Origin of the sequence: Sideroxydans lithotrophicus ES-1 (assembly GCF_000025705.1) — a bacterium.
GTDB lineage: Bacteria > Pseudomonadota > Gammaproteobacteria > Burkholderiales > Gallionellaceae > Sideroxyarcus > Sideroxyarcus lithotrophicus.
Map to the genome: position 1 here is coordinate 2710721 of NC_013959.1, position 25314 is coordinate 2736034.

General features: G+C 57.9%; 28 protein-coding genes, 1 other RNA gene and 1 riboswitch. Of the genes, 13 read left to right on the plus strand and 16 right to left on the minus strand.

From position 1 onward, the window contains the following. Positions 1-142 precede the first annotated feature (142 nt). A complete protein-coding gene (locus SLIT_RS13370; protein ID WP_013030801.1) occupies positions 143-646 on the plus strand; it encodes a bacteriohemerythrin in 504 nt (167 codons plus the stop codon). Here SLIT_RS13370 and msbA read toward each other — a convergent pair whose 3' ends face one another. From msbA to SLIT_RS13385, 3 genes are all read right to left on the minus strand, one after another. Further along, entirely contained in the window at positions 647-2398 is a 1752-nt protein-coding gene (msbA, locus tag SLIT_RS13375; protein WP_013030802.1) for a lipid A export permease/ATP-binding protein MsbA, read from the minus strand. Between the two features lie 37 nt (positions 2399-2435). Further along, complete coding sequence (locus tag SLIT_RS13380; protein ID WP_013030803.1) at positions 2436-3020, minus strand: hypothetical protein; 585 nt, start codon at positions 3018-3020, stop codon at positions 2436-2438. A 119-nt stretch (positions 3021-3139) separates the two neighbouring features. Next, positions 3140-5152 (minus strand): TonB-dependent receptor, encoded by a 2013-nt coding sequence (locus SLIT_RS13385; protein ID WP_013030804.1) that lies wholly within the window; start codon positions 5150-5152, stop codon positions 3140-3142. Between the two features lie 117 nt (positions 5153-5269). Further along, positions 5270-5474: riboswitch (cobalamin riboswitch) on the minus strand. Between the two features lie 103 nt (positions 5475-5577). Here SLIT_RS13385 and SLIT_RS13395 point away from each other — a divergent pair. From SLIT_RS13395 to SLIT_RS13410, 5 genes are all read left to right on the plus strand, one after another. Next, positions 5578-5778 (plus strand): hypothetical protein, encoded by a 201-nt coding sequence (locus SLIT_RS13395; RefSeq protein ID WP_013030805.1) that lies wholly within the window; start codon positions 5578-5580, stop codon positions 5776-5778. Beyond that, entirely contained in the window at positions 5775-6083 is a 309-nt protein-coding gene (locus SLIT_RS13400; protein ID WP_013030806.1) for a cell division protein ZapA, read from the plus strand. The genes SLIT_RS13395 and SLIT_RS13400 overlap by 4 nt, the downstream gene beginning before the upstream one ends. Positions 6084-6085: 2 nt before the next feature. Then, positions 6086-6264, plus strand: a non-coding RNA gene (gene ssrS / locus SLIT_RS15700) — 6S RNA. Between the two features lie 47 nt (positions 6265-6311). After that, a complete protein-coding gene (locus SLIT_RS13405; protein ID WP_041421388.1) occupies positions 6312-6776 on the plus strand; it encodes an EVE domain-containing protein in 465 nt (154 codons plus the stop codon). Beyond that, positions 6776-7573, plus strand: coding sequence for a sulfite exporter TauE/SafE family protein (locus SLIT_RS13410; protein ID WP_013030808.1), 798 nt, complete (start codon positions 6776-6778; stop codon positions 7571-7573). Before SLIT_RS13405 ends, SLIT_RS13410 begins: the two co-directional genes overlap by 1 nt. 76 nt (positions 7574-7649) lie before the next feature. On the opposite strand, the gene SLIT_RS13415 is transcribed toward SLIT_RS13410, so the two are convergent. The 11 genes from SLIT_RS13415 to ilvD form a co-directional block, all read right to left on the minus strand. After that, positions 7650-8861 carry a 4Fe-4S binding protein gene (locus tag SLIT_RS13415; RefSeq protein WP_013030809.1) on the minus strand — a complete coding sequence of 404 codons (1212 nt, stop codon included), beginning with the start codon at positions 8859-8861 and terminating at the stop codon, positions 7650-7652. Between the two features lie 51 nt (positions 8862-8912). Further along, on the minus strand, positions 8913-9623 hold the full coding sequence (locus SLIT_RS13420) for an ABC transporter ATP-binding protein (RefSeq protein WP_013030810.1): 711 nt from the start codon (positions 9621-9623) through the stop codon (positions 8913-8915). Beyond that, entirely contained in the window at positions 9620-9868 is a 249-nt protein-coding gene (locus SLIT_RS16150) for a hypothetical protein (protein WP_013030811.1), read from the minus strand. The genes SLIT_RS13420 and SLIT_RS16150 overlap by 4 nt, the downstream gene beginning before the upstream one ends. Further along, positions 9865-10647: an ABC transporter ATP-binding protein gene (locus SLIT_RS13430; RefSeq protein WP_013030812.1), complete on the minus strand. Its 783-nt coding sequence runs from the start codon at positions 10645-10647 to the stop codon at positions 9865-9867. Before SLIT_RS13430 ends, SLIT_RS16150 begins: the two co-directional genes overlap by 4 nt. Beyond that, complete coding sequence (locus tag SLIT_RS13435) at positions 10631-11728, minus strand: ABC transporter permease subunit (RefSeq protein ID WP_013030813.1); 1098 nt, start codon at positions 11726-11728, stop codon at positions 10631-10633. Before SLIT_RS13435 ends, SLIT_RS13430 begins: the two co-directional genes overlap by 17 nt. Next, positions 11725-12648: a branched-chain amino acid ABC transporter permease gene (locus SLIT_RS13440; protein ID WP_041421390.1), complete on the minus strand. Its 924-nt coding sequence runs from the start codon at positions 12646-12648 to the stop codon at positions 11725-11727. The genes SLIT_RS13435 and SLIT_RS13440 overlap by 4 nt, the downstream gene beginning before the upstream one ends. Before the next feature lie 70 nt (positions 12649-12718). Continuing rightward, a complete protein-coding gene (locus SLIT_RS13445; RefSeq protein WP_013030815.1) occupies positions 12719-13900 on the minus strand; it encodes a branched-chain amino acid ABC transporter substrate-binding protein in 1182 nt (393 codons plus the stop codon). A 130-nt stretch (positions 13901-14030) separates the two neighbouring features. Beyond that, positions 14031-14348: a c-type cytochrome gene (locus SLIT_RS13450; protein WP_013030816.1), complete on the minus strand. Its 318-nt coding sequence runs from the start codon at positions 14346-14348 to the stop codon at positions 14031-14033. A 63-nt stretch (positions 14349-14411) separates the two neighbouring features. Further along, on the minus strand, positions 14412-14762 hold the full coding sequence (locus SLIT_RS13455) for a c-type cytochrome (protein ID WP_013030817.1): 351 nt from the start codon (positions 14760-14762) through the stop codon (positions 14412-14414). A gap of 151 nt (positions 14763-14913) precedes the next feature. Then, complete coding sequence (locus SLIT_RS13460) at positions 14914-15534, minus strand: ParA family protein (protein WP_013030818.1); 621 nt, start codon at positions 15532-15534, stop codon at positions 14914-14916. 30 nt (positions 15535-15564) lie between these two features. After that, positions 15565-17415, minus strand: a complete 1851-nt coding sequence (ilvD, locus tag SLIT_RS13465) for a dihydroxy-acid dehydratase (protein ID WP_013030819.1) — start codon at positions 17413-17415, stop codon at positions 15565-15567. 65 nt (positions 17416-17480) lie between these two features. Here ilvD and lgt point away from each other — a divergent pair, with 65 nt between their 5' ends. The 7 genes from lgt (at position 17481) to SLIT_RS13500 (ending at position 23529) form a co-directional block, all read left to right on the plus strand. Continuing rightward, positions 17481-18284, plus strand: coding sequence for a prolipoprotein diacylglyceryl transferase (gene lgt, locus SLIT_RS13470; protein WP_013030820.1), 804 nt, complete (start codon positions 17481-17483; stop codon positions 18282-18284). Positions 18285-18380: 96 nt separating this feature from the next. Then, complete coding sequence (locus tag SLIT_RS13475) at positions 18381-19673, plus strand: HlyC/CorC family transporter (protein ID WP_013030821.1); 1293 nt, start codon at positions 18381-18383, stop codon at positions 19671-19673. Positions 19674-19777: 104 nt separating this feature from the next. Continuing rightward, positions 19778-20995: a type II secretion system F family protein gene (locus SLIT_RS13480; protein ID WP_013030822.1), complete on the plus strand. Its 1218-nt coding sequence runs from the start codon at positions 19778-19780 to the stop codon at positions 20993-20995. Between the two features lie 90 nt (positions 20996-21085). Next, positions 21086-21919: a prepilin peptidase gene (locus SLIT_RS13485; RefSeq protein ID WP_317623665.1), complete on the plus strand. Its 834-nt coding sequence runs from the start codon at positions 21086-21088 to the stop codon at positions 21917-21919. Continuing rightward, on the plus strand, positions 21916-22527 hold the full coding sequence (gene coaE / locus SLIT_RS13490; RefSeq protein ID WP_013030824.1) for a dephospho-CoA kinase: 612 nt from the start codon (positions 21916-21918) through the stop codon (positions 22525-22527). Before SLIT_RS13485 ends, coaE begins: the two co-directional genes overlap by 4 nt. A gap of 61 nt (positions 22528-22588) precedes the next feature. Further along, a complete protein-coding gene (gene zapD / locus SLIT_RS13495) occupies positions 22589-23347 on the plus strand; it encodes a cell division protein ZapD (RefSeq protein ID WP_013030825.1) in 759 nt (252 codons plus the stop codon). After that, positions 23344-23529 carry a DNA gyrase inhibitor YacG gene (locus SLIT_RS13500; RefSeq protein WP_013030826.1) on the plus strand — a complete coding sequence of 62 codons (186 nt, stop codon included), beginning with the start codon at positions 23344-23346 and terminating at the stop codon, positions 23527-23529. The genes zapD and SLIT_RS13500 overlap by 4 nt, the downstream gene beginning before the upstream one ends. Here SLIT_RS13500 and SLIT_RS13505 read toward each other — a convergent pair. Together SLIT_RS13505 and SLIT_RS13510 are read right to left on the minus strand one after the other, a co-directional pair. Further along, the gene (locus SLIT_RS13505) at positions 23517-24455 is read right to left on the minus strand and encodes a Nudix family hydrolase (RefSeq protein ID WP_013030827.1); all 939 of its coding nucleotides are present in this window, start codon (positions 24453-24455) and stop codon (positions 23517-23519) included. The two genes, SLIT_RS13500 and SLIT_RS13505, sit on opposite strands and share 13 nt — an antisense overlap. After that, the gene (locus SLIT_RS13510; RefSeq protein WP_013030828.1) at positions 24442-25305 is read right to left on the minus strand and encodes an ATP-binding protein; all 864 of its coding nucleotides are present in this window, start codon (positions 25303-25305) and stop codon (positions 24442-24444) included. Before SLIT_RS13510 ends, SLIT_RS13505 begins: the two co-directional genes overlap by 14 nt. Between the last annotated feature and the right edge of the window lie 9 nt (positions 25306-25314).

Consider the following 25314-nt stretch of genomic DNA (forward strand, 5'->3'; position numbering starts at 1 on the left):
GCATCAAACGCATGACTTTCGAAAATCGCAATTATGCCAACCGCATAATTTTGTTAAAGAATCCATATCAAACAATTTGGCATGCTGTTTGCTGAACGTTATTCACGAACCAAATGGCTGAATTATTTTTGGAGGTACCAGAGTGTCAAATAATGAGGTTTTCTTCAAATGGTCTGGCGACTACAGCGTCAATATCAAAACCATCGACGATCAACATCGTGAACTGGTCAACATCCTCAACCGCCTGTTCGTCGCGGTATCCAGACGCGAAGGCGACAAGGTCATCGCAGGAATTCTTGATGCGCTGATGAGCTACACCCAGACTCACTTTGCCCTGGAAGAGCGCCTGATGCGTCAGGCAAAGTACAAAGACATAGAACCACACATGGAAGAACACGGGAAACTGCTCGATCAGCTCGACCAGTTATGCAAAAAACATCTGCTTGAGGAAAAGCCGATCTACTTCGAGATGCTGAGCTTCCTGAAAACCTGGCTCAAGGAACACATCCAGGGTGTGGACACGAGATACAGCGCGGCGCTGCAACAAGCCGGCTTTTCCGTTGCGGCATGGGAACGCGAAGCCACTGCAGAGTTCGCCCTGATGTCCAACTCGAAAAAATGGTGGGAGGTGTGGAAGGCTGCCTGATCAGGCGTCTTCCAGCATCGCTGTCGACGCAAACTGGATGCGGTGCAGTTGCGCATACGCGCCGCCCTTCGCCAGCAGCTCGGCATGGGTCCCGCTTTCGACGATTCGGCCCTTTTGCAGCACCACGATGCGATCCGCTTTCTCGATGGTGGAGAGGCGGTGAGCGATGACCAGTGTAGTGCGCCCCTGCATCAACGTTTCCAGCGCAGCTTGTACATGGCGCTCGGACTCGCTGTCCAGCGCGGAAGTGGCCTCGTCAAGAATCAGGATCGGCGCGTTCTTGAGAATGGCTCGCGCGATCGCGATGCGCTGGCGCTGCCCGCCGGACAGGCGCACGCCCTTCTCGCCCACCAGTGTCTCCAGCCCCTGCGGCATCTCGCGGATGAACTCCATGGCATGCGCAGCCGTTGCCGCCGCCACGATCTCGTCCTCCGGGACTTCCCTCATCTGGCCGTAGCCGATGTTGGCAGCGACGGTGTCGTTGAACAGCACCACCTCCTGGCTGACCAGGGCGATATTGGAACGCAAGCTGGCCAGCGACAGGTCATGGATATCGTACCCGTCCAGCGTGATGCGCCCGCCAGTCGGGGTGTAAAAGCGCGGCACCAGATTGGCCAGGGTACTCTTGCCGCTGCCAGATGCTCCGACCAGCGCTACCGATTGCCCGGCTGGAATATCCAGATCGATATCGTGCAATGCCAGGCGTCCGTCAGCGTGATAGGAAAAATCCAGATGCTCGAAGGCAAGATGCCCGGTAGCACGTCCTATATGAGTCTTGCCGTCATCCACTTCGCTTGGACTATCGAGCAACTCGAATATGCTTTCTGCCGCTGCCAGGCCGCGTTGCGTGAATTCGCTCACACTGGTGATCCGCTTCAGCGGCGCAGTCAGCATCAGCATGGCTGCGACAAAGGAAAGAAAGCCGCCTACCGTATTGGCATCGCTCTTGGCCTGCATGGTTGCAAGATAGATGATGACCGCCAGGGCGATCGCGGCGACCATCTGTACGATGGGCACGTTGGCTAGCGCTGCAGCAGCCTGCCGCATCATATGTCGGCGCACACCGTTGATCTCTTCGGCGAACCGTTCGGATTCGTAGCGCTGGCCGCCGAACAGCTTGACCACCTTGTGCGCGGTCACGCTCTCCTCGATCACCTGGGTGATGCTGCCCATCGCTCGCTGCGAGTCGCGGCTGGACGAACGCAGGCGACGATTGATGGTGCTGATCACCCAGGCCACCACGGGCGCCACCAGCAGCGACAGCAGCGTGAGCTTCCAGTCCAGATAGAACAGCCAGCCGAGCAAGCCGACGATGATGATGGAATCGCGCACGGTGATCGTCACCACACTGGTCGCCGCACCTGTCACCTGCGTCACATCGTAGGTGAGCTTGGAGATCAGCGAGCCTGTGGCATGATCGTCGTAGAAGCGCGTTGGCAACGCGAGCAGCTTGCCGAACATCTCCGCCCGCAGGTCCATCACCAGTTTGTTGCCAACCCAGTGGATGGCATAGGAGCCAAAAAAACCGGCAACGCCGCGCACGAAGAAGATCACCAGGATCAGCACCGGCGCCCAGCGCATCACCATATCGTCCTTGTGCACGAAAGTGCCATCGAGAAACGGCTTGAGCAATGCCGGCAACAGCGGCTCGGTCGCGGCTGCGACCACCATGCCGAGTATCGAGACCGCGAATGCGCGCCAGTAGGGGCGCACATATCCCATCAGGCGCAGATAGAGTTGAGTGGTGGTCATTTACTGACAGCTGCGCACTGCGTGTTCAATTTTGGTTTCAAAACGCCTTTGCGCCGTGCTGCTTGCCCGTCAGGATCGCGTACATCATTTGCAGGATGATGGCGCCGCCGATGTACATCACCGCCACTGCGATGTACGGAACAAAGTATTGAGCCACGCGCGCGGAATATTCCATGGCGCTCATGTTGCCGAAATAGCCCGCCAGCAAATAGAAACTCACGTTAGCGATGACAAAGGCCAGGCTTGCTGCCGCCACTGCCGTCACCGACAATCCGAGCAGGCCTTTGCCGGTCAGATCGTGACGAGGCGCATACCAGCGGCCGATGAACCACAGACCGGCGTAGGCAAGCAGAAGGAAGCCATAAGCCGAAGTCACGCACCATCCGCTGACGTCGCGGAAATTGATCACATAGTAGTCCACCAGTGCTGCTTCGATCATCAGGAACGCCAGCAACGCCATCGCAAAGCGGGTCCGGCCAAGGTACACCCCCCCCAGGAAGAACACGGCATAGGATGCATCAGGCAACATCGTCGCCGAACCAAAGTGGTTGAAGCGCGTCACGCCCATCAGCAGCGCCAAAGCGGTGGCGATCCATATCGATTTGTTTTGCATGATATTCATGATGACTCCTTGTTTGTTCACGCCAATCCGGAATTGACGTGAACTTTAACAGAAAAGGCAGGGGCAAGCGACAGCCGCCTGCCCCTGCTTCCGGAAGCCGAACTACCGCAGCACAGTGACTAGAACTGGTAGTTCGCGTTCACCGAGACACTGCGGCCCTGCATCGGATAGGCGTTATATTTTCCCGGCGTGAAATTGCTGGCCACGCCATAAGTGAAATATTGCCGATCGAACAGATTGTTGACTGCTGCCGCCAGCAGCCATGGGCCTTCGCGGTGCGCGAGCTTCATGTCCACCGTGGTATAGGCAGGCATCTGCTGATTGAAGGTATTCGCCTGGTCATTGTCGAAATACTGCTTCCCGACGTAATCGGCATTGCCACTCAAAGTGGTCTGCTCGGACACCTTCCAGGAAGAAGCAAGCGTGAGTCGATGCCGCGGCACCAGCGGGATATTGTTTCCCGCCACATTGATGCCGCCATAGACGCCCTCGCGGAATTTCGCCACTGTATAGCTGTAGGAGACAGAGACTTCGAACGCCTCGCTGTAGTCATGCGAACCTTCCAGCTCCAGTCCGTAGCGGCGTGTCGGCGACAGATTCATGTTGGTGAAGGTGATCGCGTTGTAATGGATCTCGTTGTTCAGATTCATCTGGAACAGTGCCACATGCACCTTGCTGCCCGTGCTCTTGTAGTCGACCCCCACTTCGCTGTCCTGAGACGTCTGCGGCTCCAGCAGGGTGATCATCGAATCGAACAACGGGCCTCCATACTGGGCGAATATCTCATCGACAGTCGCGATCCTGAAACTGCGACCGAGGCGGCCGTACACCGCCCAGTCCTGATCCAGGCCCTGGCGCAGCCCGACCTCGTATGCATTTGCAGTGCGGCCCTGGCTGGCTGCCGCGTAGGCGGCGGGATTGACCGTATCCCTGGCCTGGTAATTGACATGTTGCGAACGGGCACCCAGGGTCAGTTTCGTATTTGTGCCGAGCTGTGCAGTGTCTTGTACATACAGCGCGCGGTCAGACTGCTTCGCGATCAGGTGCACAGCCGGGGTGCCAACGGTAGCCGGGCTGCTTGAGCGGCGCGAGTCGTAATCCCAATTGGCAAGGTCAGCCCCCACGACCAGCTCATTGTCCGCACCGCCAAGCTGGTAGGGCACCCTCATGCGCGGGGTAAAAGAAAGCAGATTGAGCCCGGTGTCCAGATAGCTGCCCCCGAACGCCGCAAAATAAGCCTGCTGATTCTTGTTTCGATATGAAAGCTCACCGGCCAGCTGGCCAAAATCGAACTGCTGCGTAGTGCCCAGGCTGACATGACTCCCATCGCGGTTGCCATAATCCAGCGGGGTCGCAGTGCCTCTTGGATCTGTTGCCAGCTGATTCAAGCCGATCGTCGGGTCGACCGTTCGCGTACCGGGGTAACGAAGATTCTGGGTATCCGCGCCGAATTTCAGGATGGCTTCGCCTTGCCCCGCATCGGCACGCAGATCCGCTTCCAGATTCTTTTGCGAGATGTTGTTATTGGCGCGATAGTTGTCCGAGTCCAGGCCACTGGCCGTCACGCGCATTCCGGCATGATCACCTGCATTGGCAAGGGCCAGTTGCCACTCCCTGCTGTTATAGCTGCCGTACCCCGCATCAATGTTGCCTCCCGCCTTCTTGCCGGGACGTTTGGTGACGATATTGATCGTACCACCCGTGGCTCCGCCGCCGTACAACACAGCGCCACTGCCATTCATGATCTCGATGCGCTCGATCGAAGCAAGCGGGATCGCCGACCAGCGGATCGACGTCAGGTCGATATCGTTAAGCGGCTGCCCATCCAGCAACACCAGCGTGTTCTGGTTGCCGGTCATGCCAAAGCCGCGCATGTCGATCGCCATGTCCGGGGTACCGTCACTGCTGCGCACCTGTATCCCGGCATGCTGTGCCAATAATGCAGGTAATGTCTTGGCCGCACTTTTTTCAATATCCGCTGCGGTGATCACGGTGACATTCACCGGGGAGGTTTCCGGAGCAGCCGAGAACCTCGTCGCAGTGACCACCACCTCGTCCAGCGAGTCAGTAGCAGCATAGGCAAAAGGAGTGGCCGCGCAGAGCAATGCGGCGAGAAGTCTATTCAATTTCATTTGATTTTCCTGAGTTGCGTTCCAAGCGTCCCCGTTGGAACATTGAACAAAATCAGGAGTTGCGGCGAGAAGTAGGAATGATCATTGCGACGAGCACCCATGCGCCTCCCGCGCACTTCCTGAACCTCGCTCAAGGCCGGTATCCGGGCTCACAAGTTTTGATTCGCCGCCTTCCCATGCTTGCGCACAGTGGCATTTCGACGGACCCACACTTGCTTACCGTTGCGGGGGCAGCACAGGCTTTGGAGTTAATGCTTCCTTACCTGTTTCCCGTTTAACTGAAAGGCTTACGCCCTTCTGCACCTTGAAGCAGACCGGATTCTACCAGAGCTTTACACAAAGTTAACTCATGAAAATTCCAAAGCACTTGCAAAACACCTTGTTACCGATTGACTTAACAGGCTTTTTAAATTTATAGTTCGCTAATGCATAGCGAACTCGACGCCCTCGACCAAAAACTGGCCCAACTGGTGCAGCTCACCCAGCGCCTGCGCGCCGAGAATTTGCAACTGCGCCAGGAAGTCGCTGCTGCCGTCAGCCAGCAACGCAAAAGTCAGGACAAAGTGAACGAAGCGGCACAACGGCTGGAAAAACTCCTCTCCCAACTTCCCGAGGATGCGCAATGAGCAAGATCAGCTCTCTTGATGTGACCATCCTCGACCGCGAATTGCGCGTCGCCTGCCCGGAAGACGAACGCGCCGAACTGCTCGACGCCGTTGCCTATCTGGACAAGAAGATGCGCGAGATACGCGATGCCGGCAAGATCGCCTCGATCGAACGCATCGCCATCATGGCCGCCCTCAACATCACCCACGAACTGCTCACCACGCGTATCGGCGGCGGGTTTGACCTCGCCGAATTCAAGCGTAGAATGGAAGCCATGCAGGCAACCATCGATGAGACCTTAGCGGAACAGGATGAGTTGTTCTAGTTTGTCCCCTGCGGTGTTCGTCAGATTCATAATTCTTTGAACCAATGAGCTAATGCTTAGGTTGCGCCCCATCAAAGTTACTGTTGTGAGCGTCCCCTGCGGACGCACCTGATGTAACCGGGAACCGACCCTCTTGAACCCCGGTTCAAGATATTGAGTCAACGGCACAGGCGGGGGACTCCATTCAAAATGCGGCGCAAGCCGCATTTTCTTTTCAGCGAGATCGACATGAGATACTGGTTGATGAAATCCGAGCCCTCCGACTGCAGCATCGACGATCTTGCAAAATTGCCGAACCAGACCGTGGCCTGGTACGGCGTGCGCAACTACCAGGCGCGCAACTTCATGCGCGACCAGATGCAGGTCGGTGACGGCGTGCTGTTCTACCACTCCAACTGCAAGGAGCCGGGCATCGCCGGGATCGCCGAGGTAAGCAGCACGGCTTATCCCGACACCACGCAGTTCGACAAGAAGAGCAAGTATTTCGACCCCAAAGCCACCCCTGAGCAGCCGCGCTGGATGAACGTGGATGTGAAACTGGTGAGGAAGATCGCGCTCATCTCGATTGAGGAACTGAAGCGCCATCCCGAGCTTGAGAACATGCGCACCCTGCAGCGCGGCAATCGCCTGTCCATCACCCCGCTCGATCCGGCGGAGTGGCGTTTCATCACCACCAGGTTAGTGCACCACTGATGGAGTGGTACGCGGCCTATCTGGCGTCCGGCGTGGTCGCCGGATTCCTTGCCGGACTGTTCGGTGTCGGCGGCGGACTGGTGTTGGTGCCCGTGCTGTTGCTGATGTTCGATGCGCAACATTTCTCCGCTGAGCATTCCATGCATCTCGCCCTCGGCACCGCCATGGCGACCATCGTATTCACCTCGATCTCCAGCATGCGCAAACACCACCAGCACGACGCCGTGAACTGGCAAGTCGTGCGCCGCATCACCCCGGGCATACTGCTTGGCACTGCACTGGGCGCACTGTCCGCCTCGCACATCCCGGCACGCGAATTGGGGATATTCTTCACACTGTTCGTCTATTTTGCGGCAGCGCAGATCCTGGTCGACAAACGTCCGCACGCCTCGCGCCAATTGCCCGGAGCTGCCGGCATGACGTTCACCGGCACACTCACCGGATGGCTCAGCAGCATGGTCTCCATCGGCGGCGGCACCATCGTTGTGCCTTTTCTCATCTGGTGCAATGTGCCGATACGCAATGCCATCGGTACTGCATCCGCCATCGGCTTCCCCATCGCTGTCGGCGGCACACTGGGATACATCGCCGTCGGTTCGCACATCGATGCCTTACCGGAGCCACACCTGGGTTATGTCTACCTGCCCGCCCTGTTCTGGATCGCATCCGCCAGCGTGCTCACCGCACCGTTCGGCGCAAAGGCCGCGCATCGCATGAAAGTGGAATTGCTGCGCAAACTGTTTGCAGTTCTGCTGATCGTGCTGGCGACGAAATTGCTGTGGAAGGTATTGAGCTGACCCAAGGCAGATGGCAAACAGCGTCCGCTTTCGCCTGCAATTGCCGCCCCCGGCCGCTCCCCATCGCAATCAAGCCTTAATGCAAGTCCCCACTCAACGCTTGCGCATGGGCTGAACTGTTCTGGACGCATTGCCGCAGTGCATCACCGGACGGACTGGTTGGGTCCTGCTGCAGCTTGCATGTGCACACACATGCAGAGGCTCGGTAACATCCTGCCATGTTCTTGCTGCTGCAGGTAGCTTGCAGCTCGGCGCATTGCCGGTTGCAAACGTCGGCGATTCGCTGAATCTTCCGATCCTCCTGCTGCAACTTTTCCTTGTCTGATATCTTTTGCGAGGCGACTTCCCCTCCCCATACCATCAGGGCGCATCCCAGCAGGAAAAATGCGCCCACCAGCCATCTGGATCGTGCGAAGACCCTGCCAAGCATCTTGCTCCAGGTCATCCGGCTCTCGCTCTCTCCGACCTTGAACCGCAGCAACCCGATCGTCCCGGATTTCGCATGCAAGCGGTCGCATGCATCGATGCATTCACCGCAATCGACACAGGTATCGGTGATCCGGATGTTGGTGGGTTCGATATCGGTGATGCAGGTGGTCGCGCAGTAATTGCATTTTTCGCATTCCGCTGCACGCGAAGCATCGTAGGACACATGCAGCGCATCCCGGCTCCTGAACAGCCGGAGGCCGACACGATACAGGCATGGATAATCGCAATACAGGTAACGCACCGTGGCAATATCGATGAAGATGAAAAATGTCGTCATCCAGTACATCACGATCATGCTCGGCTGTCGGCTCGACGCGCCGGTGACGAAATCCCACATGTCGCTGCGCGTATAGAAGAACATCAGGAAGAAAAATGCCAGAACCGCAGAGGCCAGGAGAAAAGCCAACCCCAGGGTCAGCCAGTTGACTGCCTTGTTCTTGGAGGCCGCCACGATCAGGCCCGGGCCGTCCACACGGACATCGGCCCGTTTTCCCAGCAGTTTATGGGTCAGCCCGTTTGCGAATTCCGAGAACAGGTTCTGCGGGCATGCCCATCCGCAAAAAACGGAACCGACTGTCATATAAGTGATTATGGGAGCCGTGACAAACACGATGGTCAATCCGAACAGAAAGGGATAATTCGTCCACTCCACCTGAAGGTTCCTGATGTAGAAACTTGCGGAAGCAAAATCGATCCGGAACAGTCCAAGGGTGGGCACCAGGACGACCAGCAGCAACATGCCAAGTTGCGTACTTCTTCTTATCCAGTGGTATCGAGGTTGAAATTGCGGCGCGTCCATCTGCTTTTCCTTTTATGCCATTCCTATCAAGGGGAGTTTTGAATTTGCCCGCTAAGCGCCAAGATATGCGCGTTGCACCGCATCGCTTCCCAGCAATTCGCTTGCCGTACCGGACAGCGTGATCGCACCGCTCTCCAGCACATAGCCGCGTTGTGCAGCCTCCAGAGCGAGTTTGGCGTTCTGTTCGACCAGCAGGATGGTGACGCCCTGGGCCGAGATGCCGAGTATGGTTTCGAATATCTTTGCCACCATCAACGGAGCGAGGCCCATGCTGGGCTCGTCCAGCATCAGCAGGGTCGGGCGGCTCATCAACGCTCGCGCCATGGCGACCATCTGCTGCTCGCCGCCGGAGAGGGTGCCTGCCAGTTGCGTACGGCGTTCGGCCAGTCTTGGAAATAGAGCGTACTGACTTTCGAGGTCCACTGCGGTTTCGGTTTTGTCGTTGCGCGCATACGCACCCATCAGCAGGTTCTCTTCCACGGTCAACCGTGCAAAAATACCGCGACCTTCCGGCACCAGCGCGATGCCATGTTCAACGCGTCGATGTGCCGGGACATGCAGCAGCGGTTGTTCCCGATAATGAAGTTTGCCGGCGGCCGGTTGCAGCAGTCCTGCCAGTGTTTTCAGGGTGGTGGTTTTGCCGGCGCCGTTACTGCCGATCAGTGTGACCAGTTCACCTTGGGCGATGTTGAGGCTGATGCCCTTGAGCGCCTGAATGCCGCCATAGGAAACTTTGAGGTTTTCGACTTCGAGCAAATTCATTTAAAACCCCAATTCAAGCCACAGAGATCACAGAGCACGCAGAGAAAGGCCTGAGAATCTGTAGGTTCGGCGAAAATTGGATTCGCACCTCCGTACTTCTCTGTGGCCTCTGTGGCCTCTGTGGCCTCTGTGGCCTCTGTGGCCTCTGTGGCCTCTGTGGCCTCTGTGGCCTCTGTGGCCTCTGTGGCCTCTGTGTACTCTGTGTACTCTGTGTACTCTGTGGCAAATTGGTTCTGATTGCTCACGTGGACTCTCCCCCACCGAGATAAGCCGCGATCACTGCCGGATCGCGACGCACCTCCTCCGGCACGCCTTCGGCGATCTTCTTGCCGTAATCCAGCACCGCGACACGGTCACACAGGCCCATGATAAGTTTGACATCGTGTTCGATAAGCAGCACGGTGATGCCGCTGGCGCGGATCTTTTGCAGCAGCGCCTTCAGCGCGACGGTCTCGGTCGCATTCATGCCTGCGGCAGGTTCATCCAGCGCAAGCAGCTTCGGCTCGGTAGCGAGTGCGCGCGCGATCTCCAGGCGGCGCTGTTCGCCGTAAGAAAGATGCTTCGCCAGGGTCTGATGCGGACATTCGATGCCGACATAGTCCAGCAATTCGCGCGCACGCTGCACGGTGTCGCGTTCTTCGGCACGGGCGGCGGCATGCCGCGTCAGCGCCCCCCAGATACCGGTACGAGTGCGCGGATGGCGACCGACCATGATGTTTTCCAGCGCACTCATGTTGGCAAACAGGCGGATGTTCTGGAAGGTACGCGCGATGCCGGCTTGCGCCAGCAAGTGCGGCTTGCAGCGCATGTAGCGCTGGCCAGCGAAATCGAAGGACCCGCTGTCCAGTTGATACAGCCCGGTGACGACGTTGAACAGCGTGGTCTTGCCGGCACCGTTGGGGCCGATCAGGCCATAGATCTCGCCTTGCCTGATGTGCAGCGAAACGTCGGCCAGCGCGGTCACTCCGCCGAAATGTTTGCCGACGCTTGTGAGTTCCAACAAGTGGTCACTTGGAGGCGTCATACACCGTCTCCTGTTCCTGATGCAATATGCTTTCATCGGCGGCAAATTCGCGACGGCGCTGAGTCGAGGGCCACAATCCGGCAGGCCGCCACAGCATCACCAGGATCAGCGCCAGGCCGAACATCAGCATGCGCAGACTTTCCGGATCGAGCACAACCTTCCCCAGCAGTGCCTGTTGCACCGGTCCGGCTGCATTGCGGAACAGTTCCGGCAACGCCACCAGCAATACTCCGCCCAGCACCACGCCACCGACATTGCCCATACCGCCCAGCACCACCATGCACAGCACCATGATGGATTCCATCAGGCTGAAACTTTCCGGGCTGACGAAACCCTGAAAGCCCGCGAACAGCCCCCCCGAGATGCCGCCAAAGGTCGCCCCCATGGCAAAGGCGAGCAACTTGATGTTGCGCGTGTTGATGCCCATCGCCGAGGCGGCGACTTCGTCCTCTCGTATCGCCACCCAGGCGCGGCCGATGCGCGAATTTTCCAGGCGGCGCGAGACGAAGATAACCAGCAGGGTAAAGGCAAGGAACAGGTAGTAATGCAGATGCACATCGTCCACACGGATGCCCATCCACTCGTATGAACTGCCGAACGAAAAACCGCCGACCTGCAACGGATCAATGCCGGTGATGCCTTGCGGTCCGTTGGTGATATTGACTGGCGCATTCAGGTTGTTGAGGAAGATGCGGATGATCTCGCCGAACCCGAGCGTGACGATGGCGAGATAATCTCCACGCAACTTGAGCGTAGGTGCGCCGAGCAGCACGCCGAACACACAGGCGATCAGCGCACCCAGCGGCAGCACTACATATATCGGCCAGTGCAGGCCAAACTGCGGCGAGCCAAGCAAGGCATAGGTGTAGGCTCCCACTGCATAGAACGCGATGTACCCCAGATCGAGCAGGCCCGCGTAGCCGACCACGATGTTCAGCCCCAGCGCGAGCATGATGTAGAGCAGGGCAAAGTCGGTGATGCGTACCCAGCCGTGGCCGAACAATGCATCGATGATGAACGGCAAGGCCAGCAAAGCAACGGCAAGCGCAAAGTGCCGCGTCAAAAACCGATTCAATCTCATGCGCGCTCCGCCAACTTCTCGCCGAGCAATCCGGACGGACGGAAGATCAGCACCGCGATCAGCACGAAGAACGCGAACACGTCCTGGTAGTTGCTGCCGAGAAAGCCGCCGGTGAGGTCGCCGATGTAACCAGCTCCCAGGCTTTCGATCAGGCCCAGCAGTACGCCGCCCACCATCGCGCCGCGCAGATTGCCGATACCGCCGAGCACAGCAGCAGTAAACGCCTTGAGGCCGAGCATGAAGCCCATGTAGTAATGCACGATACCGTAGTTGGCGCTGACCATGAAGCCCGCAATGGCGGCGAGTGCCGAACCGAGCATGAAGGTAAAGGAGATGACGCTGTTGATGTCAACACCCATCAGGGTGGCCGCGGCAGGATTCTCGGCCACGGCGCGCATCGCCCTGCCCATGCGCGTTTGATGCACCAGCCACATCAAGCCTGCCATGATGACGAGCGCAATGACGACGATACCGATCTGCACGTCGTTCACAATCGCTCCGCCGAGCTGATGCGAGGCGTTGTCGAATGGCAGGGGGAAGGAATGATATTCGCGCCCCCAGATCATCATCGCCAGATTCTGCAGCACGATGGAGACGCCGATGGCTGTGATGAGCGGCGCCAGGCGCGGCGCATTGCGCAGCGGCCGATAGGCGACCCGCTCAATGGTGTAGCCCAGCGCCATGCACACCGCCATCGCCGCCAGCAGACTGACCAGCACCGCCAGCACGGGCGCCACTGCCGTAGCCAGCAAAGACTGCAACACGGTGAGCGCGATCATCGCGCCTATCATCACCACTTCGCCATGCGCGAAGTTGATGAGGCCGAGGATGCCGTACACCATGGTGTAGCCGAGTGCCACCAAGGCATAGACGCTGCCCTGCACCAGACCGTTGATGATTTGCTGAAAAAGAATATCCACGTTTATCTGATCGATCTCGACAAAGAAAAAGCGACACATGCAGTGTCGCTTTCCATGACTTTGAACCGTATCACAATTTGGCTGCGGGCTCGCCGCCCATCGTCTGCACGGCGTGCCATTGATCCTTGTGCACCTGGTAAACGGTGACCGCGCCACCCTTGATGTCGCCTTTCTCGTCGAATGCGATCTTGGCGGTGACGCCATTCAACTCCACCTTGCCGATCTCCGGCAAATATTTGGCCGGCTCGGCAGAACCCGCTTTCTGCATCGCGGCAATCATCACGTTGACCGCATCATAGCAATATGGCGCATAGAGCTGGATGGGTTGATGGAAGCGCTCTTCATAACGTTTGGCGAAATCGCGTCCGCTCGGCATGCTGTCCAGCGGCACGCCAGGCAAGGAAGCATAGGTACCTTCCGCTGCGCCGCCGGCCAGTTCGATCAGCTTCGGGGTATAGCCACCGTCGCCCATCATGAATTGCGTCTTCATGTCCAGCGCACGCAATTGCTTGACCATCGGTACACCTTGAGGATCCATGCCGCCGAAGAACAGCAGGTCGGGCTGTTTGCCCTTGATCGAGGTCAGCACCGCGGTGAAATCCACCGAATGGTCGGTGGTGTATTCGCGCGCGATGATCTGCGCGCCATTCGCTTCGGCCGATTTGACGAACTCATCTGCCAACCCCTGCCCGTATGCTGTGCGGTCGTCTATCACTGCGATCTTCTTCGCTTTTACCACTTTGGCGGCAAACTCGCCCAGCGCCTTGCCTTGCTGCGCATCGTTGGTCATCACACGAAACGCGGTGTTGTAGCCTTGCGCGGTGAATTTGACTGCAGTGGCAGATGGGGAGATTTGCGGAATTCCATTTTTGAAATAAATCGCAGATGCCGGGATGCTGGTACCGGAATTCAGGTGGCCGATCACGCCGTTCACTTTGTCGTCGACCAGTTTTTGCGCCACGATGGTCGCCGTCTTCGGGTCGGTCTGGTCGTCCTCGCTGAGCAATTCAAAATGCGCCTTCTTGCCGCCAATCATGACGCCTCTGGCATTGGCATCATCAATCGCCATGCGCGTGCCGTTCTCGTTGTCCTTGCCGATGTGAGCCTGCGGTCCGGTGAGAGGGCCCGCTGCGCCGATCTTGACCGTTATCTCGTCTGAATTTGCTGCCTGGCTCGACGGCGATTCGGTTTTTCCACACCCGACGAACGCAACGCAAAGCACGACAGCCAAGGGAAACTTATTGATCAGCATATTGAATTCCAGCGAATGGACCGAGTGTCTGGATTATGCGGAGCCCCCTATTCCTTGTCAATTCAACATGTCCGGGCAACAATAAAGCCGGCGTTAGCCGGCTTTATCAGGTTGATGCTGTGAAATTCACTTACAGTTTCAGGATGAATTTCACCAAAGTCTTGATGTCTGCATCCGAAACCTTGGGAGAGTTGGGAGGCATCGGCATAGCACCCCACACACCGCCGCCACCCTTGGCAACCTTGGTGACCAGCTTGGCTTCAGCACCCTTATCGCCCTTGTACTTCTTGGCGATCTCCATCCAGCCCGGCCCAACCAGTTTCTTGTCGATGGCATGACATGCAACGCAGCCGCTCTTCTTGGCCAGTTCAGGCATTTCAGCAGCCATTGCGGAAGCGGCAGTCATCAGCCCTGCTGCTGCAATCATACTTGCGATGATGGTCTTCATATTCTCTCCTTTTTCAGATTGGACTTCATTTACCTGGATACAACGATTTGCAGTGCGACAAATTTATTTCGCCAAGTTCAATATGAATTTCACCAGTTGCCTGATGTCTGCATCCTTCACAGCGGGCGCATTACCGGGCATAGGAATGGAACCCCAATGGCCGGAGCCTCCATGGGAAACCTTCTGCACCAGCCCTTCGAACAATGGGTATTCCTTATCCCTGTATACGAAAACAGTCGCATTCTTATACTGTTTGGAAACATCCATCCAGGCAGGTCCAACCACTTTATGGTCGATCGCATGACAGGCATTGCAACTGTTCTTCTTGGCCAGGGGCGGCATATCGGTTGCCAGCGCAGAGCCTGCGGCCATCAGGCCAGCTGCTGTGATCATGCTTACGATGATGGATTTCATATGAGTTTCCCGATCTTCAGATTTGATTACGGTTGGCGGCCCGTTTTGCACGGTCTGGCGGCATTCTAAACAACCATGACAAAATTACAAACCGCCTTGATAGTGAAAGTAACGCAACACTCCCTGCAACGTTGACAACAGCCGCGCAGGGTTACTCTTCCGCATGTTCCAGCCAATTGAGCAGATAAGCCCATTGCTCAAGTTCCCGTCCGGCCAGCGAGGGCGGCAGATCGAACAAGGTCTTGCCTTCGAAGGCAGCATTGACGTAAACCTGTGCCTCGCGCAGATAGGCAAGGACCTGTAGATCCAGCCCCTTGAGGAATTGCTCCAGCGTCAGCGCGGCGCGGGTCCGCGGGTCCATGCGCATCCCCACGACACCGACGAATATCCTGCCTTTGCGTACGGTCTTTTCGTGATGCAGCACTTCCAGAAAGTCGCGGCTGGCATGGATGTCGAACGCCGAAGGGGCGATAGGCACGATCACTTTATGCACCAGCTTCAGGGCATGTTCAAGATTCTTGCCGTGTAATCCCGCGGGGGAGTCGATCACCAGCCAGTCCACCGGCATGTTTTTTTCCACATCGGATTGCATCAGCTCGATGGCCGGAAGTTGCACCGGGCGATTCGACAGCCATTGCGTCGCCGATTTCTGCCTATCCATGTCGAGGACCGCCACTCGCTGACCGCGCGAGGCCAGATAACCGGCAACATTGGTCGACAGAGTGGTCTTGCCACTGCCGCCCTTTGGATTTGCAATCAGTATGGCTTTCATGCCCCGCCCATTAGGTTTCGTAATCGCCGGTTATTTTTCCACTTGCGAAACGTCTCTGACTGCGCCTTTGTCCGCACTGGTCACCATGGCGGCGTAGGCCCTGAGTGCTGCCGATATCTTGCGCGGTCGCTCAGCGGCAGGTTTCCACGCTTGCCTGCCTTTTGCATCCATCGTTGCACGGCGTTGTGCCAGCTCGGCATCGGAGACCGCCAGACTAATGCTGCGATTCGGAATGTCGATCTCGATGCGGTCGCCTTCCTGTACCAGTCCGATCGCACCGCCACTGGCTGCTTCCGGCGAAACGTGGCCGATGCTCAGACCCGAGGTCCCGCCGGAAAACCGCCCATCAGTGAGCAAGGCACACGCCTTGCCCAAGCCTTTCGATTTCAGGTACGACGTCGGGTACAGCATCTCCTGCATGCCGGGACCGCCCTTGGGGCCTTCGTAGCGAATCACCACCACATCGCCAGCGACGATCTGGTCGGCGAGGATGCCTGCCGACGCCGCATCCTGGCTCTCGAACACGCGAGCGCGTCCGCTGAACTTCAGGATGCTCTCATCCACGCCCGCCGTCTTGACGATGCAGCCGTCCAGCGCGATGTTGCCGTGCAGCACCGCCAATCCGCCGTCTCTGGAATAGGCATGCATATTGTCGCGGATGCAACCCTTGACACGATCCGTATCCAGCTCCGGATACAGCATGGACTGCGAAAAAGCGATGGTGGTGACGACCCCCCCGGGTGCGGCACGGAAGAATTTCTGCACCGCCTCGTCCTTGCTCTGCGCGATATCCCACTGTTCGAGCCCGTCGCGCAAGGTCTTGCTGTGCACGGTACCAACTTCTCCATGCAACAACCCAGCTCTGTCCAGTTCGCCCAAGATCGCAGCGATGCCGCCGGCGCGATGCACATCTTCCAGGTGAAATTCGGACGATGGCGCGACCTTGCACAGGGTCGGCACATGGCGCGACAGCCGATCCATATCCTTCATGGTGAAATCCACTTCAGCTTCGCGCGCGATGGCCAGCAAATGCAGCACGGTGTTGGTCGAACCGCCCATGGCAATATCCAGGGTCATCGCGTTCTCGAAGGCATCGAAGGTCGCGATGCTGCGCGGCAGCACCGCGGCATCGTCCTGTTCGTAATAGCGCTTGGCAAGTTCAACGATCAGGCGCCCGGCGCGCAGGAACAGCTGCTTGCGCTCGGCATGAGTCGCCACCAGCGAGCCGTTGCCCGGCAAGCTCAAGCCCAAAGCCTCTGTAAGACAGTTCATCGAATTGGCAGTGAACATGCCGGAACACGAGCCACAGGTAGGGCATGCGGAACGTTCGATGGCATCCACTTCTGCATCGCTCACACGATTGTCGGCGGCAGCAACCATCGCATCCACCAGATCCAGCCCTTTCACTTTTCCTTGCCAGTTGACCTTGCCTGCTTCCATCGGTCCGCCGGAAACGAATACCACCGGGATGTTCAGGCGCATCGCGGCCATCAACATGCCGGGCGTGATCTTGTCGCAATTGGAGATGCACACCAGCGCGTCGGCACAATGCGCATTGACCATGTATTCCACGCTGTCTGCGATCAGGTCGCGGCTGGGGAGCGAATACAGCATGCCGTCGTGTCCCATGGCGATGCCGTCGTCGACAGCGATGGTATTGAACTCCTTGGCGATGCCGCCTGCCTTCTCGATCTCGCGCGCGACCAGCTGCCCCATATCCTTGAGGTGAACGTGACCGGGCACGAACTGCGTGAACGAATTGGCAATGGCGATGATGGGCTTGCCGAAGTCGCCATCGATCATGCCGGTGGCGCGCCACAGCGCGCGTGCGCCGGCCATGTTGCGACCGTGGGTGGAAGTGCGGGAACGGTATTGCGGCATGATGTCTCTCTAATGTAAAAATTAAGCACGTATAATCCGGTCACCAATTCTAACCCATTCGCCCTATGCTCGTTCACCCGCAATTCGACCCCGTCGCCATCCATCTTGGGCCTTTCGGCATTCACTGGTACGGATTGATGTACCTGCTCGGCTTCATGACTTTCCTCTGGCTGGGCAGGAAGCGCCTGCGCACAGTGAACCGCCCCGGCTGGGACGACAAGTTTCTCGATGACCTGCTGTTCTACGGCGTGCTCGGGGTGGTGCTGGGCGGACGTCTGGGCGAAGTGCTGTTCTACAACCCCGGCTATTATTTCTCTCACCCGCTGAAGATCGTCGCGGTATGGGAAGGCGGCATGTCGTTCCATGGCGGTTTCCTCGGCGTGATGGCGGCGATGATACTGTTCGCGCGTGGCCGCAACATCCGGTGGCTGGCACTGATGGATTTCATCGCCCCCCTGGTGCCTCCGGGCCTGGCATTCGGACGGCTCGGCAATTTCATCAATGGCGAGCTATGGGGACGCCCGACCGACGTGCCCTGGGCCATGATCTTTCCGCAAGTGGACAATATCCCGCGCCATCCTTCGCAACTGTACGAGTTCGCACTGGAAGGGGTCGCACTGTTCGCATTGCTCTGGTGGTATTCCGGCAAGGCGCGCCCGCAGGGCGCCATATCCGGGCTGTTCCTCATCGGCTACGGCAGCTTCCGATTCATCTGCGAATTCACGCGCAATCCAGACGACGGCATCTTCGGCCTGATGACCTTTGGAGTCAGTATGGGTCAATGGTTGAGCCTGCCGATGGTGCTCGCGGGCATCGCCCTGATGTATTGGTCATACAGAAGGGAATCCGGCTCGGGGATACGGGCCTGAGGCATGCATGCGTGCTGCAGCATGCCTCCCGCTTTCTTGACACTCCCTGCACCCTCCCAGATACTCCATGCATCCCATTAATCGAGGCCGCGCGTTTTGGACGATTTTTCGCTGAACACGCTGTTCACCGTTCTACTCATCTTTCTGGTCCTGGCGGGTTTCTTCTCGGCCTCGGAGACCAGCATGATGGCGATCAACCGCTATCGTCTCAGCCATCTGGTGCGCAAAGGCAACAAAAGCGCAAAACTCACCACCCGATTGCTGGCCCAAACCGACAAGCTGCTCGGCTCCATCCTGCTCGGCAGCACGTTGCTCAACGTTGCGGCTGCGACGCTGGCCGAGATCATCGTCCTGCGACTGTTTGGCCACGGTAACAACACTGCGGTACTGCTCGGTTCGCTGACCATCACTTTCGTGATCCTGATCTTCAGCGAGATCATGCCCAAGGTCATTGCAGCCAGCCATGCGGAACGCGTGGCCCTGCCTTCCAGTTATATCCTGGCCGTCATCATCAAGCTGTTCTATCCGGTCGTATCCATCGCCACCGCGATGGTGCGCGGGATGTTGTGGTTATTGAGAATCAAGGTGCAGGCCGACCACAGCCACCACAAACTGAGCCTGGAAGAATTACGCTCACTGGTATTGGAAGCAGGGAATTTCCTGCCGCGCAAGCATCAAAAGATGCTGCTGAACCTCGTCGATCTGGAACGCATCACGGTGAATGATGTGATGGTTCCGCGCAACCAGATCGAGGCGCTGGATATCGACACAGACCCGGCCGAATTGCGGCAACAGATCATCACCTGCCACCACACGCTGTTGCCGGTGTATACGGAAACACCCAGCAATGTCATCGGTGTCTTGCACGTAAAGCGTGTATTGCCCCTGTTACTGGAAGCCGCGCTGGATATTTCGCAATTCCGGAACATCCTGCACGATCCCTATTTCATACCTTCCGACACACCCCTGCTTAAGCAGCTGCAACAATTCCAGGAACGGCAGACGCGCATGGGGCTGGTGGTGGATGAATACGGCGAATTGCTCGGTCTGGTGACGCTGGAAAATATCCTGGAGGAGATCGTCGGCGATTTCACCACGCAGTCTCCTGCACAGACCGGAAAATTCCTGCGCCAGGATGACGGCAGCCTGTTGCTGGAAGGAAGCACCAGCCTGCGGGAATTGAATCGCAAGCTGGGTCTGCATCTGCCTCTGGGGGAAGCCAAAACACTCAATGGGCTGATTCTCGAACACCTGCAGGACATACCCGAGGCTGGAACCAGCCTTAAAATTGGCGACTATCCCATCGAGATCATCCAGACCCAGGATAGGGCGGTCAAAGTGGCGCGCCTGTTTCCCGCACAGAAACACCAGCCTTTACAAAGCGGGTAAAGCCATGCATCATGCAAAAGCCCTTAATAATCTGAAGCATTGCGCATAAATTTTCATTTTTGGCAGGCAATTCGCCATGACGGCATCTGAATCGAGGTCACAGGATGGCTACAGCAAGATCTGAAAAAACTAAAGAACAACAATATACCTGGGAAGGCAAGGATAAGGCTGGTAAAGCCGTCAAAGGCGAGATGCGCGGTGCGGGCGAGGCAAGCGTTTCCGCACACCTGCGCCGCCAGGGCATCACCGTCACCAAGATCAAGAAGAGTTCCACTGGCCGCGGCAAAGTCACCGAGAAAGATATCACACTGTTCACACGCCAACTGGCCACCATGCTGAAGTCGGGCGTACCCCTGCTGCAAGCCTTCGATATCGTCGGCAAAGGTCATGACAATCCTGCCGTCTCACGCTTGCTGTTCGACATCAAAACCGACGTGGAGACCGGCAGCAGTCTGGAACAGTCGTTCCGCAAATTCCCGCTGTATTTTGACGACCTGTATTGCAATTTGCTCGGCGCTGGCGAAGCAGCCGGTATCCTGGACAGCCTGCTTGACCGCCTGGCGACCTACAAGGAAAAGATCCTTGCCATCAAGAGCAAGATCAAGTCCGCGCTGTTCTATCCGATCTCCATCATCGTCATCGCTTTTGTGATTACCGCAGTCATCATGATCTTCGTGATTCCGGCGTTCAAAGATCTTTTCTCCAATTTTGGCGCAGACCTTCCCGGTCCTACGCTGGTCGTGATGGCCATTTCCGATTTCTTCGTGGCTTGGTGGTGGGCGATATTCGGCGGGGTCGGCGGAGCCGTGTACGGATTTTTCTACGCCTGGAAGCGCAACAAGACCATGCAACGGCGCATGGATCAGTTGATGCTCAAGATCCCGGTGTTCGGCCCGCTGGTACGCAAGGCTTCCATCGCACGCTGGTCGCGCACCCTGGCCACCATGTTTGCAGCTGGCGTGCCATTGGTCGAAGCGTTTGATTCGGTAGCAGGCGCCGCAGGTAATGCGGTCTATTACGACGCGACCAAGGCCATTCAGCGTGAGGTGACTTCAGGTACCAGCCTCACTGTCGCCATGCAAAATACCGATGCCTTCCCCAGCATGGTGTTGCAGATGGTGGCCATCGGCGAAGAATCCGGCGCGCTGGACGCGATGCTCGGCAAGGTGGCCGATTTCTTCGAGGCGGAAGTCGACGATGCAGTCGAAGCGCTGTCCAGCCTGATGGAGCCAGTCATCATGGTGGTACTGGGCACGCTGATTGGCGGCATGGTGGTAGCCATGTATTTGCCGATCTTCAAAATGGGCCAGGCCGTCGGCTAAGCAAATGACTCGTCAACTGGCGCGGCGCTGTCCGCGCCTTTTTTGTATATACAAGGTGATTCGATGCTATTAATGCTGCAATCCTCCCCCATGGTTTTTGCCTTATTCGCCGGCATCATTGGATTGCTTGTAGGCAGTTTTCTCAACGTCGTCATCCATCGCCTGCCCAAGATGATGGAACGTGACTGGCGCGCGCAATGCGCGGAGCTCAATGAGCAACCGGAGGAAAACGTTTCGCGCTACAACCTGCTGGTGCCGCGCTCTGCTTGTCCGCATTGCGGCCACGCCATCGGTGCCACCGAAAATATACCGATACTGAGCTACCTGCTCCTGCGCGGCAAATGCAAAGGGTGCGGTGCCGCCATCTCTCCCCGCTATCCCATTGTCGAGGCGATCAGCGCGATCCTGAGCGCCTATGCCGCCTGGCATTTCGGCTTCGGCATGGCCGGGATCGCCGCCATCGTTTTCGTCTGGGCACTGATCGCACTCACCTTCATCGACTTCGATACACAGCTGCTGCCGGACGACATCACGTTGCCGCTGCTATGGCTGGGCCTGCTGCTCAATCTCAATGGTGCTTTCACTTCGCTGCAGAATGCCGTCGTCGGTGCAACCCTGGGCTACCTCGCCTTGTGGGGCGTGTACTGGCTGTTCAAGCTTACTACCGGCAAGGAAGGCATGGGCTATGGAGATTTCAAGCTGCTTGCCACCATAGGTGCATGGCTGGGCTGGACGATGCTGCCGCTGGTCATCCTGTTGTCCTCGCTGGTCGGTGCCGCGGTCGGCATCTCTCTCATCGTCTTCGCCAAACATGGCCGCCACATCCCGATCCCCTTCGGCCCTTACCTTGCTGGCGGCGGCCTGATCGCGCTGTTCTGGGGGCAGGCATTGACCCAAAGCTATCTGCAACTGCTGGCTCCGTGAACTATCTGGTCGGATTGACTGGCGGCATCGGCAGCGGCAAAAGCACCGTCGCCGGCATGTTCGCCGAACTCGGTGCGCGTACCATCGACACCGACCTCATCGCCCACCAGCTGACCAAAGCTGACGGGGAGGCGATCGATGCGATACGCGCCTGCTTTGGGGAGCACTATATCGCCGCCGACGGCAGTCTGGATCGGGGAGCTATGCGCAAGCTGGTCTTCGCCAACCCGGAAGAAAAGCAGCGCCTGGAAACCATCCTGCATCCGCTCATCCTCGCACAGGCCAGGCAGCAGGCAGCATCACCCACCGACGCGCCTTACACACTGGTCGTCGTCCCCCTGCTGTTCGAAAGCGGACGTTACCGCGACTGGTTGCAACGCATCATTACCGTGGATTGTTCCGAGGAAGCCCAGATATCCCGCGCCATGCAGCGCAGCAGCCTGGACGAAGCCGCGATCCGGGCGATCATGGCGCAACAGGTCCGCCGTTCCGAGCGAACGAAGCTTGCCGATGAAGTCATCCACAACGATGGCAGCCTGGACGACCTGAAATTGCAGGTCGTCGGAATACATCGCCGTTTGTCGTCAATGGCCGATGAAAGCGATTGACGATACGCTGCGCTGCCTTTAATCTTTCGCATCCGATAAATCCAGTCCCGGACAGGCGAATGTGATCAGTTACGAGTTTCCTCTCAACGAACGAGTTCGTACCCTGCTGCGTCTGGAGGACCTCTTCTTCCGCATCAAGCGCTTCATCGATAGCGACGAGAGCCCGGATCATCATGCTGCTCTGGGCGTGCTTTTCGAGATACTGGAAGTCGCCTGTCGCGCCGATCTCAAATCCGACCTGTTACAGGAACTGGAACGCCAGAAAAAAGCGCTGAATGCGTTGCACAATAATCCGGAGATCCTCGAAGACGCGCTGGATGCAGTATTGAGCGAGATCGAGGGGGCCAGCACCCGGCTGCTCGGCATGAACGGCAAGATCGGCCAACACTTGCGCGATGACGAGTGGCTGATGGCGATCAAACAGCGCGCCTGCATCCCCGGCGGGGTATGCGAGTTCGACCTTCCCTCCTATCATTACTGGCAGCATCAGAGTGCCGAACACCGGCGCCAGAACCTGATTGCCTGGTTGAGCCCAATGCTGCCGTTACGTGACGGCATCACCATTCTCCTCAAGCTACTGCGCGAAAACGGCAAAGTGCATCACTTCACGGCCTTTCACGGCAGCTTCCAGCAAATGCAAGGCGGTCGCGTAGCCCAGATGCTGCGCATATCGCTTGATTCCGAACTGCTCTGCATCCCCGAGGTCAGCGCCAACAAATACGCCCTCAACATCCGCTTTGTCGAAGCGAAATACGCAGCCAAGACCGCGCTCTACAATCACGATGTCGCGTTCGACCTGACTTTCTGTTCGCTGCAATGAGCAAACCGCCGATCGTCACCTGCCCGAACTGCGGCAAAGAAATGGTATGGGACACCAGCAACCGTTTCCGTCCTTTCTGCAGCGAACGCTGCAAACTCATCGATCTGGGAAAGTGGGCGAACGAGGAATATCGCGTTGAGCAACGCGAGCAGGATCCGCCAGGATCGGATCACCAAGCCTGACGCAGCAGGGATATCCCATGTGCACCGTGCTGCCATGCCATCTGCATGTCGGCTTGCGACAGGCCACCCAGGGCATACACCGGGATAGTCGAACCGCCGGCCAACGCGGCGAATCTTTCCCAGCCCAGATACGACGCACCAAGATGGGATCGGGTCGGCAGCACTGGCGAGAGCAATGCGAAATCGCAGCCCAATGCTTCCGCACGACGCAACTCTTCCGCATTGTGGCAGGAAGCCGCACACCAGTCGATTGCCGGACGCAGCTTCAATGCCGCAAGCTGGGACGAAGTCAGTTGCACCCCGTCCGCGCCCACTTCCCGTGCCATCTCGATATCGCCGTTGAGCAGCACTCGCGCGCCCCGAGCGTGCGCCAGCGCCACCACTTTGAGTGCAAGTTCGCGCAATCGATCGCGGGAGAGGTCTTTTTCGCGCACCTGAATTAGCTGCAGCCCGTCATCCAGCCTGGCTTCCAGCTTCAGCAAAAATTGCTCCGTACCCAGCTCGGCGGCATTGCTGATGGCATATAACGCAGGCAATGTCAGGGCGCGCAGGATGGGTGTATTGGCTGGAAGGACAGGATCGACCAGGACCCCGGCCGGATGTTGCCAGGAAAATTGCTGGCCCTCATGCGGGTGCAGTTCGCCTGTCCATGTCGTCACGCGGAAGAAATTCAGGTGCACCGTCGCATGCGGGTAGGTAAATACGCGGGTGAGCCATGGATAAGCGGTTTGGACTGTGATACCCAGTTCTTCATGCAGTTCGCGCACCAGTGCGTCATGTGCGGTTTCACCCGGTTCGATCTTGCCGCCGGGAAACTCCCAATAACCAGCCCAGATTTTACCGGGAGGACGTTGCGCAAGCAGGAAAGAACCATCCGGTCGCTGCAAAACTGCCGCCGAGACTTCTATACATTTATTTTCCGGCATGTCGTCCGCACCAGTCCCTCGCGAACTGTCCCGCCACTCTTCCGCTCCGCGAACCTCGCATCAACGACCACTGCAGCGCCGCCGTCCGCACCTCATCAGTAAGCCCCTGCTTCCAGCCATGATGCGCCAGCCAATGCGTCGCCACCACCAGATACTCATCCTGCGTGAACGGATAGAACGAGATCCACAAACCGAACCGCTCCGACAGCGACACCTTCTCTTCCACGCTTTCTGCAGGGTGCACTTCGTCGCCGACATATTGGGTAGCCAGATTGTCCTGCATGGATTGCGGCATCAGATGGCGACGGTTCGAGGTCGCGTAGATGAGGAGATTGTCGGAAAAAGCCACGAGATCGCCGTCCAGCGCAGCTTTCAGCGATTGGTAACCGGGTTCGTCGGCATTGAAGGAGAGGTCGTCGCAATAGAGAAGGAAGCGTTCAGCGCGTCCCTGCACCAGCCCGACGATGTGCGACAGATCGATCAAACCCTGCTTGTCGATCTGGATCACGCGCAGGCCTTGTCCGGCGTATTCATTCAGCAGTGCCTTGACCAGCGACGACTTGCCCGTGCCGCGCGCGCCGGAGAGCAACACGTTGTTCGCCGTACCGCCGCGCACGAATTGCAGCGTGTTCTGCTGGATGCGCTGCTTCTGGTTGTCGATGCCGAACAGGTCGGAGAGAGCGATGCGCTGGAAATTGGGGACCGGATGCAGCGTGCGTTGCTGGTGGTCCCAGCGGAAAGCGGCGGCGGATTGCCAATCGGGTGCTTGCGGCTGCGCGCCGGGCAGGATGTTTTCCAGGCGGGAAAGCAGGCCTTCGCCGCGGGTGAGGAATTTGTCCAGCTTGTCCATAGAACCTCT

Excerpts from the sequence above, each read along its gene's own strand:
- SLIT_RS13415 (WP_013030809.1), bottom strand. The coding sequence starts at position 8,861 with ATGGACGCGCCGCAATTTCAACCTCGATACCACTGGATAAGAAGAAGT.
- SLIT_RS13455 (WP_013030817.1), bottom strand. The coding sequence starts at position 14,762 with ATGAAATCCATCATCGTAAGCATGATCACAGCAGCTGGCCTGATGGCC.
- SLIT_RS13430 (WP_013030812.1), bottom strand. The coding sequence starts at position 10,647 with ATGACGCCTCCAAGTGACCACTTGTTGGAACTCACAAGCGTCGGCAAA.
- SLIT_RS13410 (WP_013030808.1), top strand. The coding sequence starts at position 6,776 with ATGGAGTGGTACGCGGCCTATCTGGCGTCCGGCGTGGTCGCCGGATTC.
- ilvD (WP_013030819.1), bottom strand. The coding sequence starts at position 17,415 with ATGCCGCAATACCGTTCCCGCACTTCCACCCACGGTCGCAACATGGCC.
- SLIT_RS13400 (WP_013030806.1), top strand. The coding sequence starts at position 5,775 with ATGAGCAAGATCAGCTCTCTTGATGTGACCATCCTCGACCGCGAATTG.
- msbA (WP_013030802.1), bottom strand. The coding sequence starts at position 2,398 with ATGACCACCACTCAACTCTATCTGCGCCTGATGGGATATGTGCGCCCC.
- SLIT_RS13445 (WP_013030815.1), bottom strand. The coding sequence starts at position 13,900 with ATGCTGATCAATAAGTTTCCCTTGGCTGTCGTGCTTTGCGTTGCGTTC.
- SLIT_RS13385 (WP_013030804.1), bottom strand. The coding sequence starts at position 5,152 with ATGAAATTGAATAGACTTCTCGCCGCATTGCTCTGCGCGGCCACTCCT.
- SLIT_RS13480 (WP_013030822.1), top strand. The coding sequence starts at position 19,778 with ATGGCTACAGCAAGATCTGAAAAAACTAAAGAACAACAATATACCTGG.
- SLIT_RS13395 (WP_013030805.1), top strand. The coding sequence starts at position 5,578 with ATGCATAGCGAACTCGACGCCCTCGACCAAAAACTGGCCCAACTGGTG.
- SLIT_RS13485 (WP_317623665.1), top strand. The coding sequence starts at position 21,086 with ATGGTTTTTGCCTTATTCGCCGGCATCATTGGATTGCTTGTAGGCAGT.
- SLIT_RS13460 (WP_013030818.1), bottom strand. The coding sequence starts at position 15,534 with ATGAAAGCCATACTGATTGCAAATCCAAAGGGCGGCAGTGGCAAGACC.
- SLIT_RS13420 (WP_013030810.1), bottom strand. The coding sequence starts at position 9,623 with ATGAATTTGCTCGAAGTCGAAAACCTCAAAGTTTCCTATGGCGGCATT.
- SLIT_RS13505 (WP_013030827.1), bottom strand. The coding sequence starts at position 24,455 with ATGCCGGAAAATAAATGTATAGAAGTCTCGGCGGCAGTTTTGCAGCGA.
- SLIT_RS13500 (WP_013030826.1), top strand. The coding sequence starts at position 23,344 with ATGAGCAAACCGCCGATCGTCACCTGCCCGAACTGCGGCAAAGAAATG.
- SLIT_RS13435 (WP_013030813.1), bottom strand. The coding sequence starts at position 11,728 with ATGAGATTGAATCGGTTTTTGACGCGGCACTTTGCGCTTGCCGTTGCT.
- lgt (WP_013030820.1), top strand. The coding sequence starts at position 17,481 with ATGCTCGTTCACCCGCAATTCGACCCCGTCGCCATCCATCTTGGGCCT.
- SLIT_RS13405 (WP_041421388.1), top strand. The coding sequence starts at position 6,312 with ATGAGATACTGGTTGATGAAATCCGAGCCCTCCGACTGCAGCATCGAC.
- SLIT_RS13510 (WP_013030828.1), bottom strand. The coding sequence starts at position 25,305 with ATGGACAAGCTGGACAAATTCCTCACCCGCGGCGAAGGCCTGCTTTCC.
- SLIT_RS13450 (WP_013030816.1), bottom strand. The coding sequence starts at position 14,348 with ATGAAGACCATCATCGCAAGTATGATTGCAGCAGCAGGGCTGATGACT.
- SLIT_RS13380 (WP_013030803.1), bottom strand. The coding sequence starts at position 3,020 with ATGAATATCATGCAAAACAAATCGATATGGATCGCCACCGCTTTGGCG.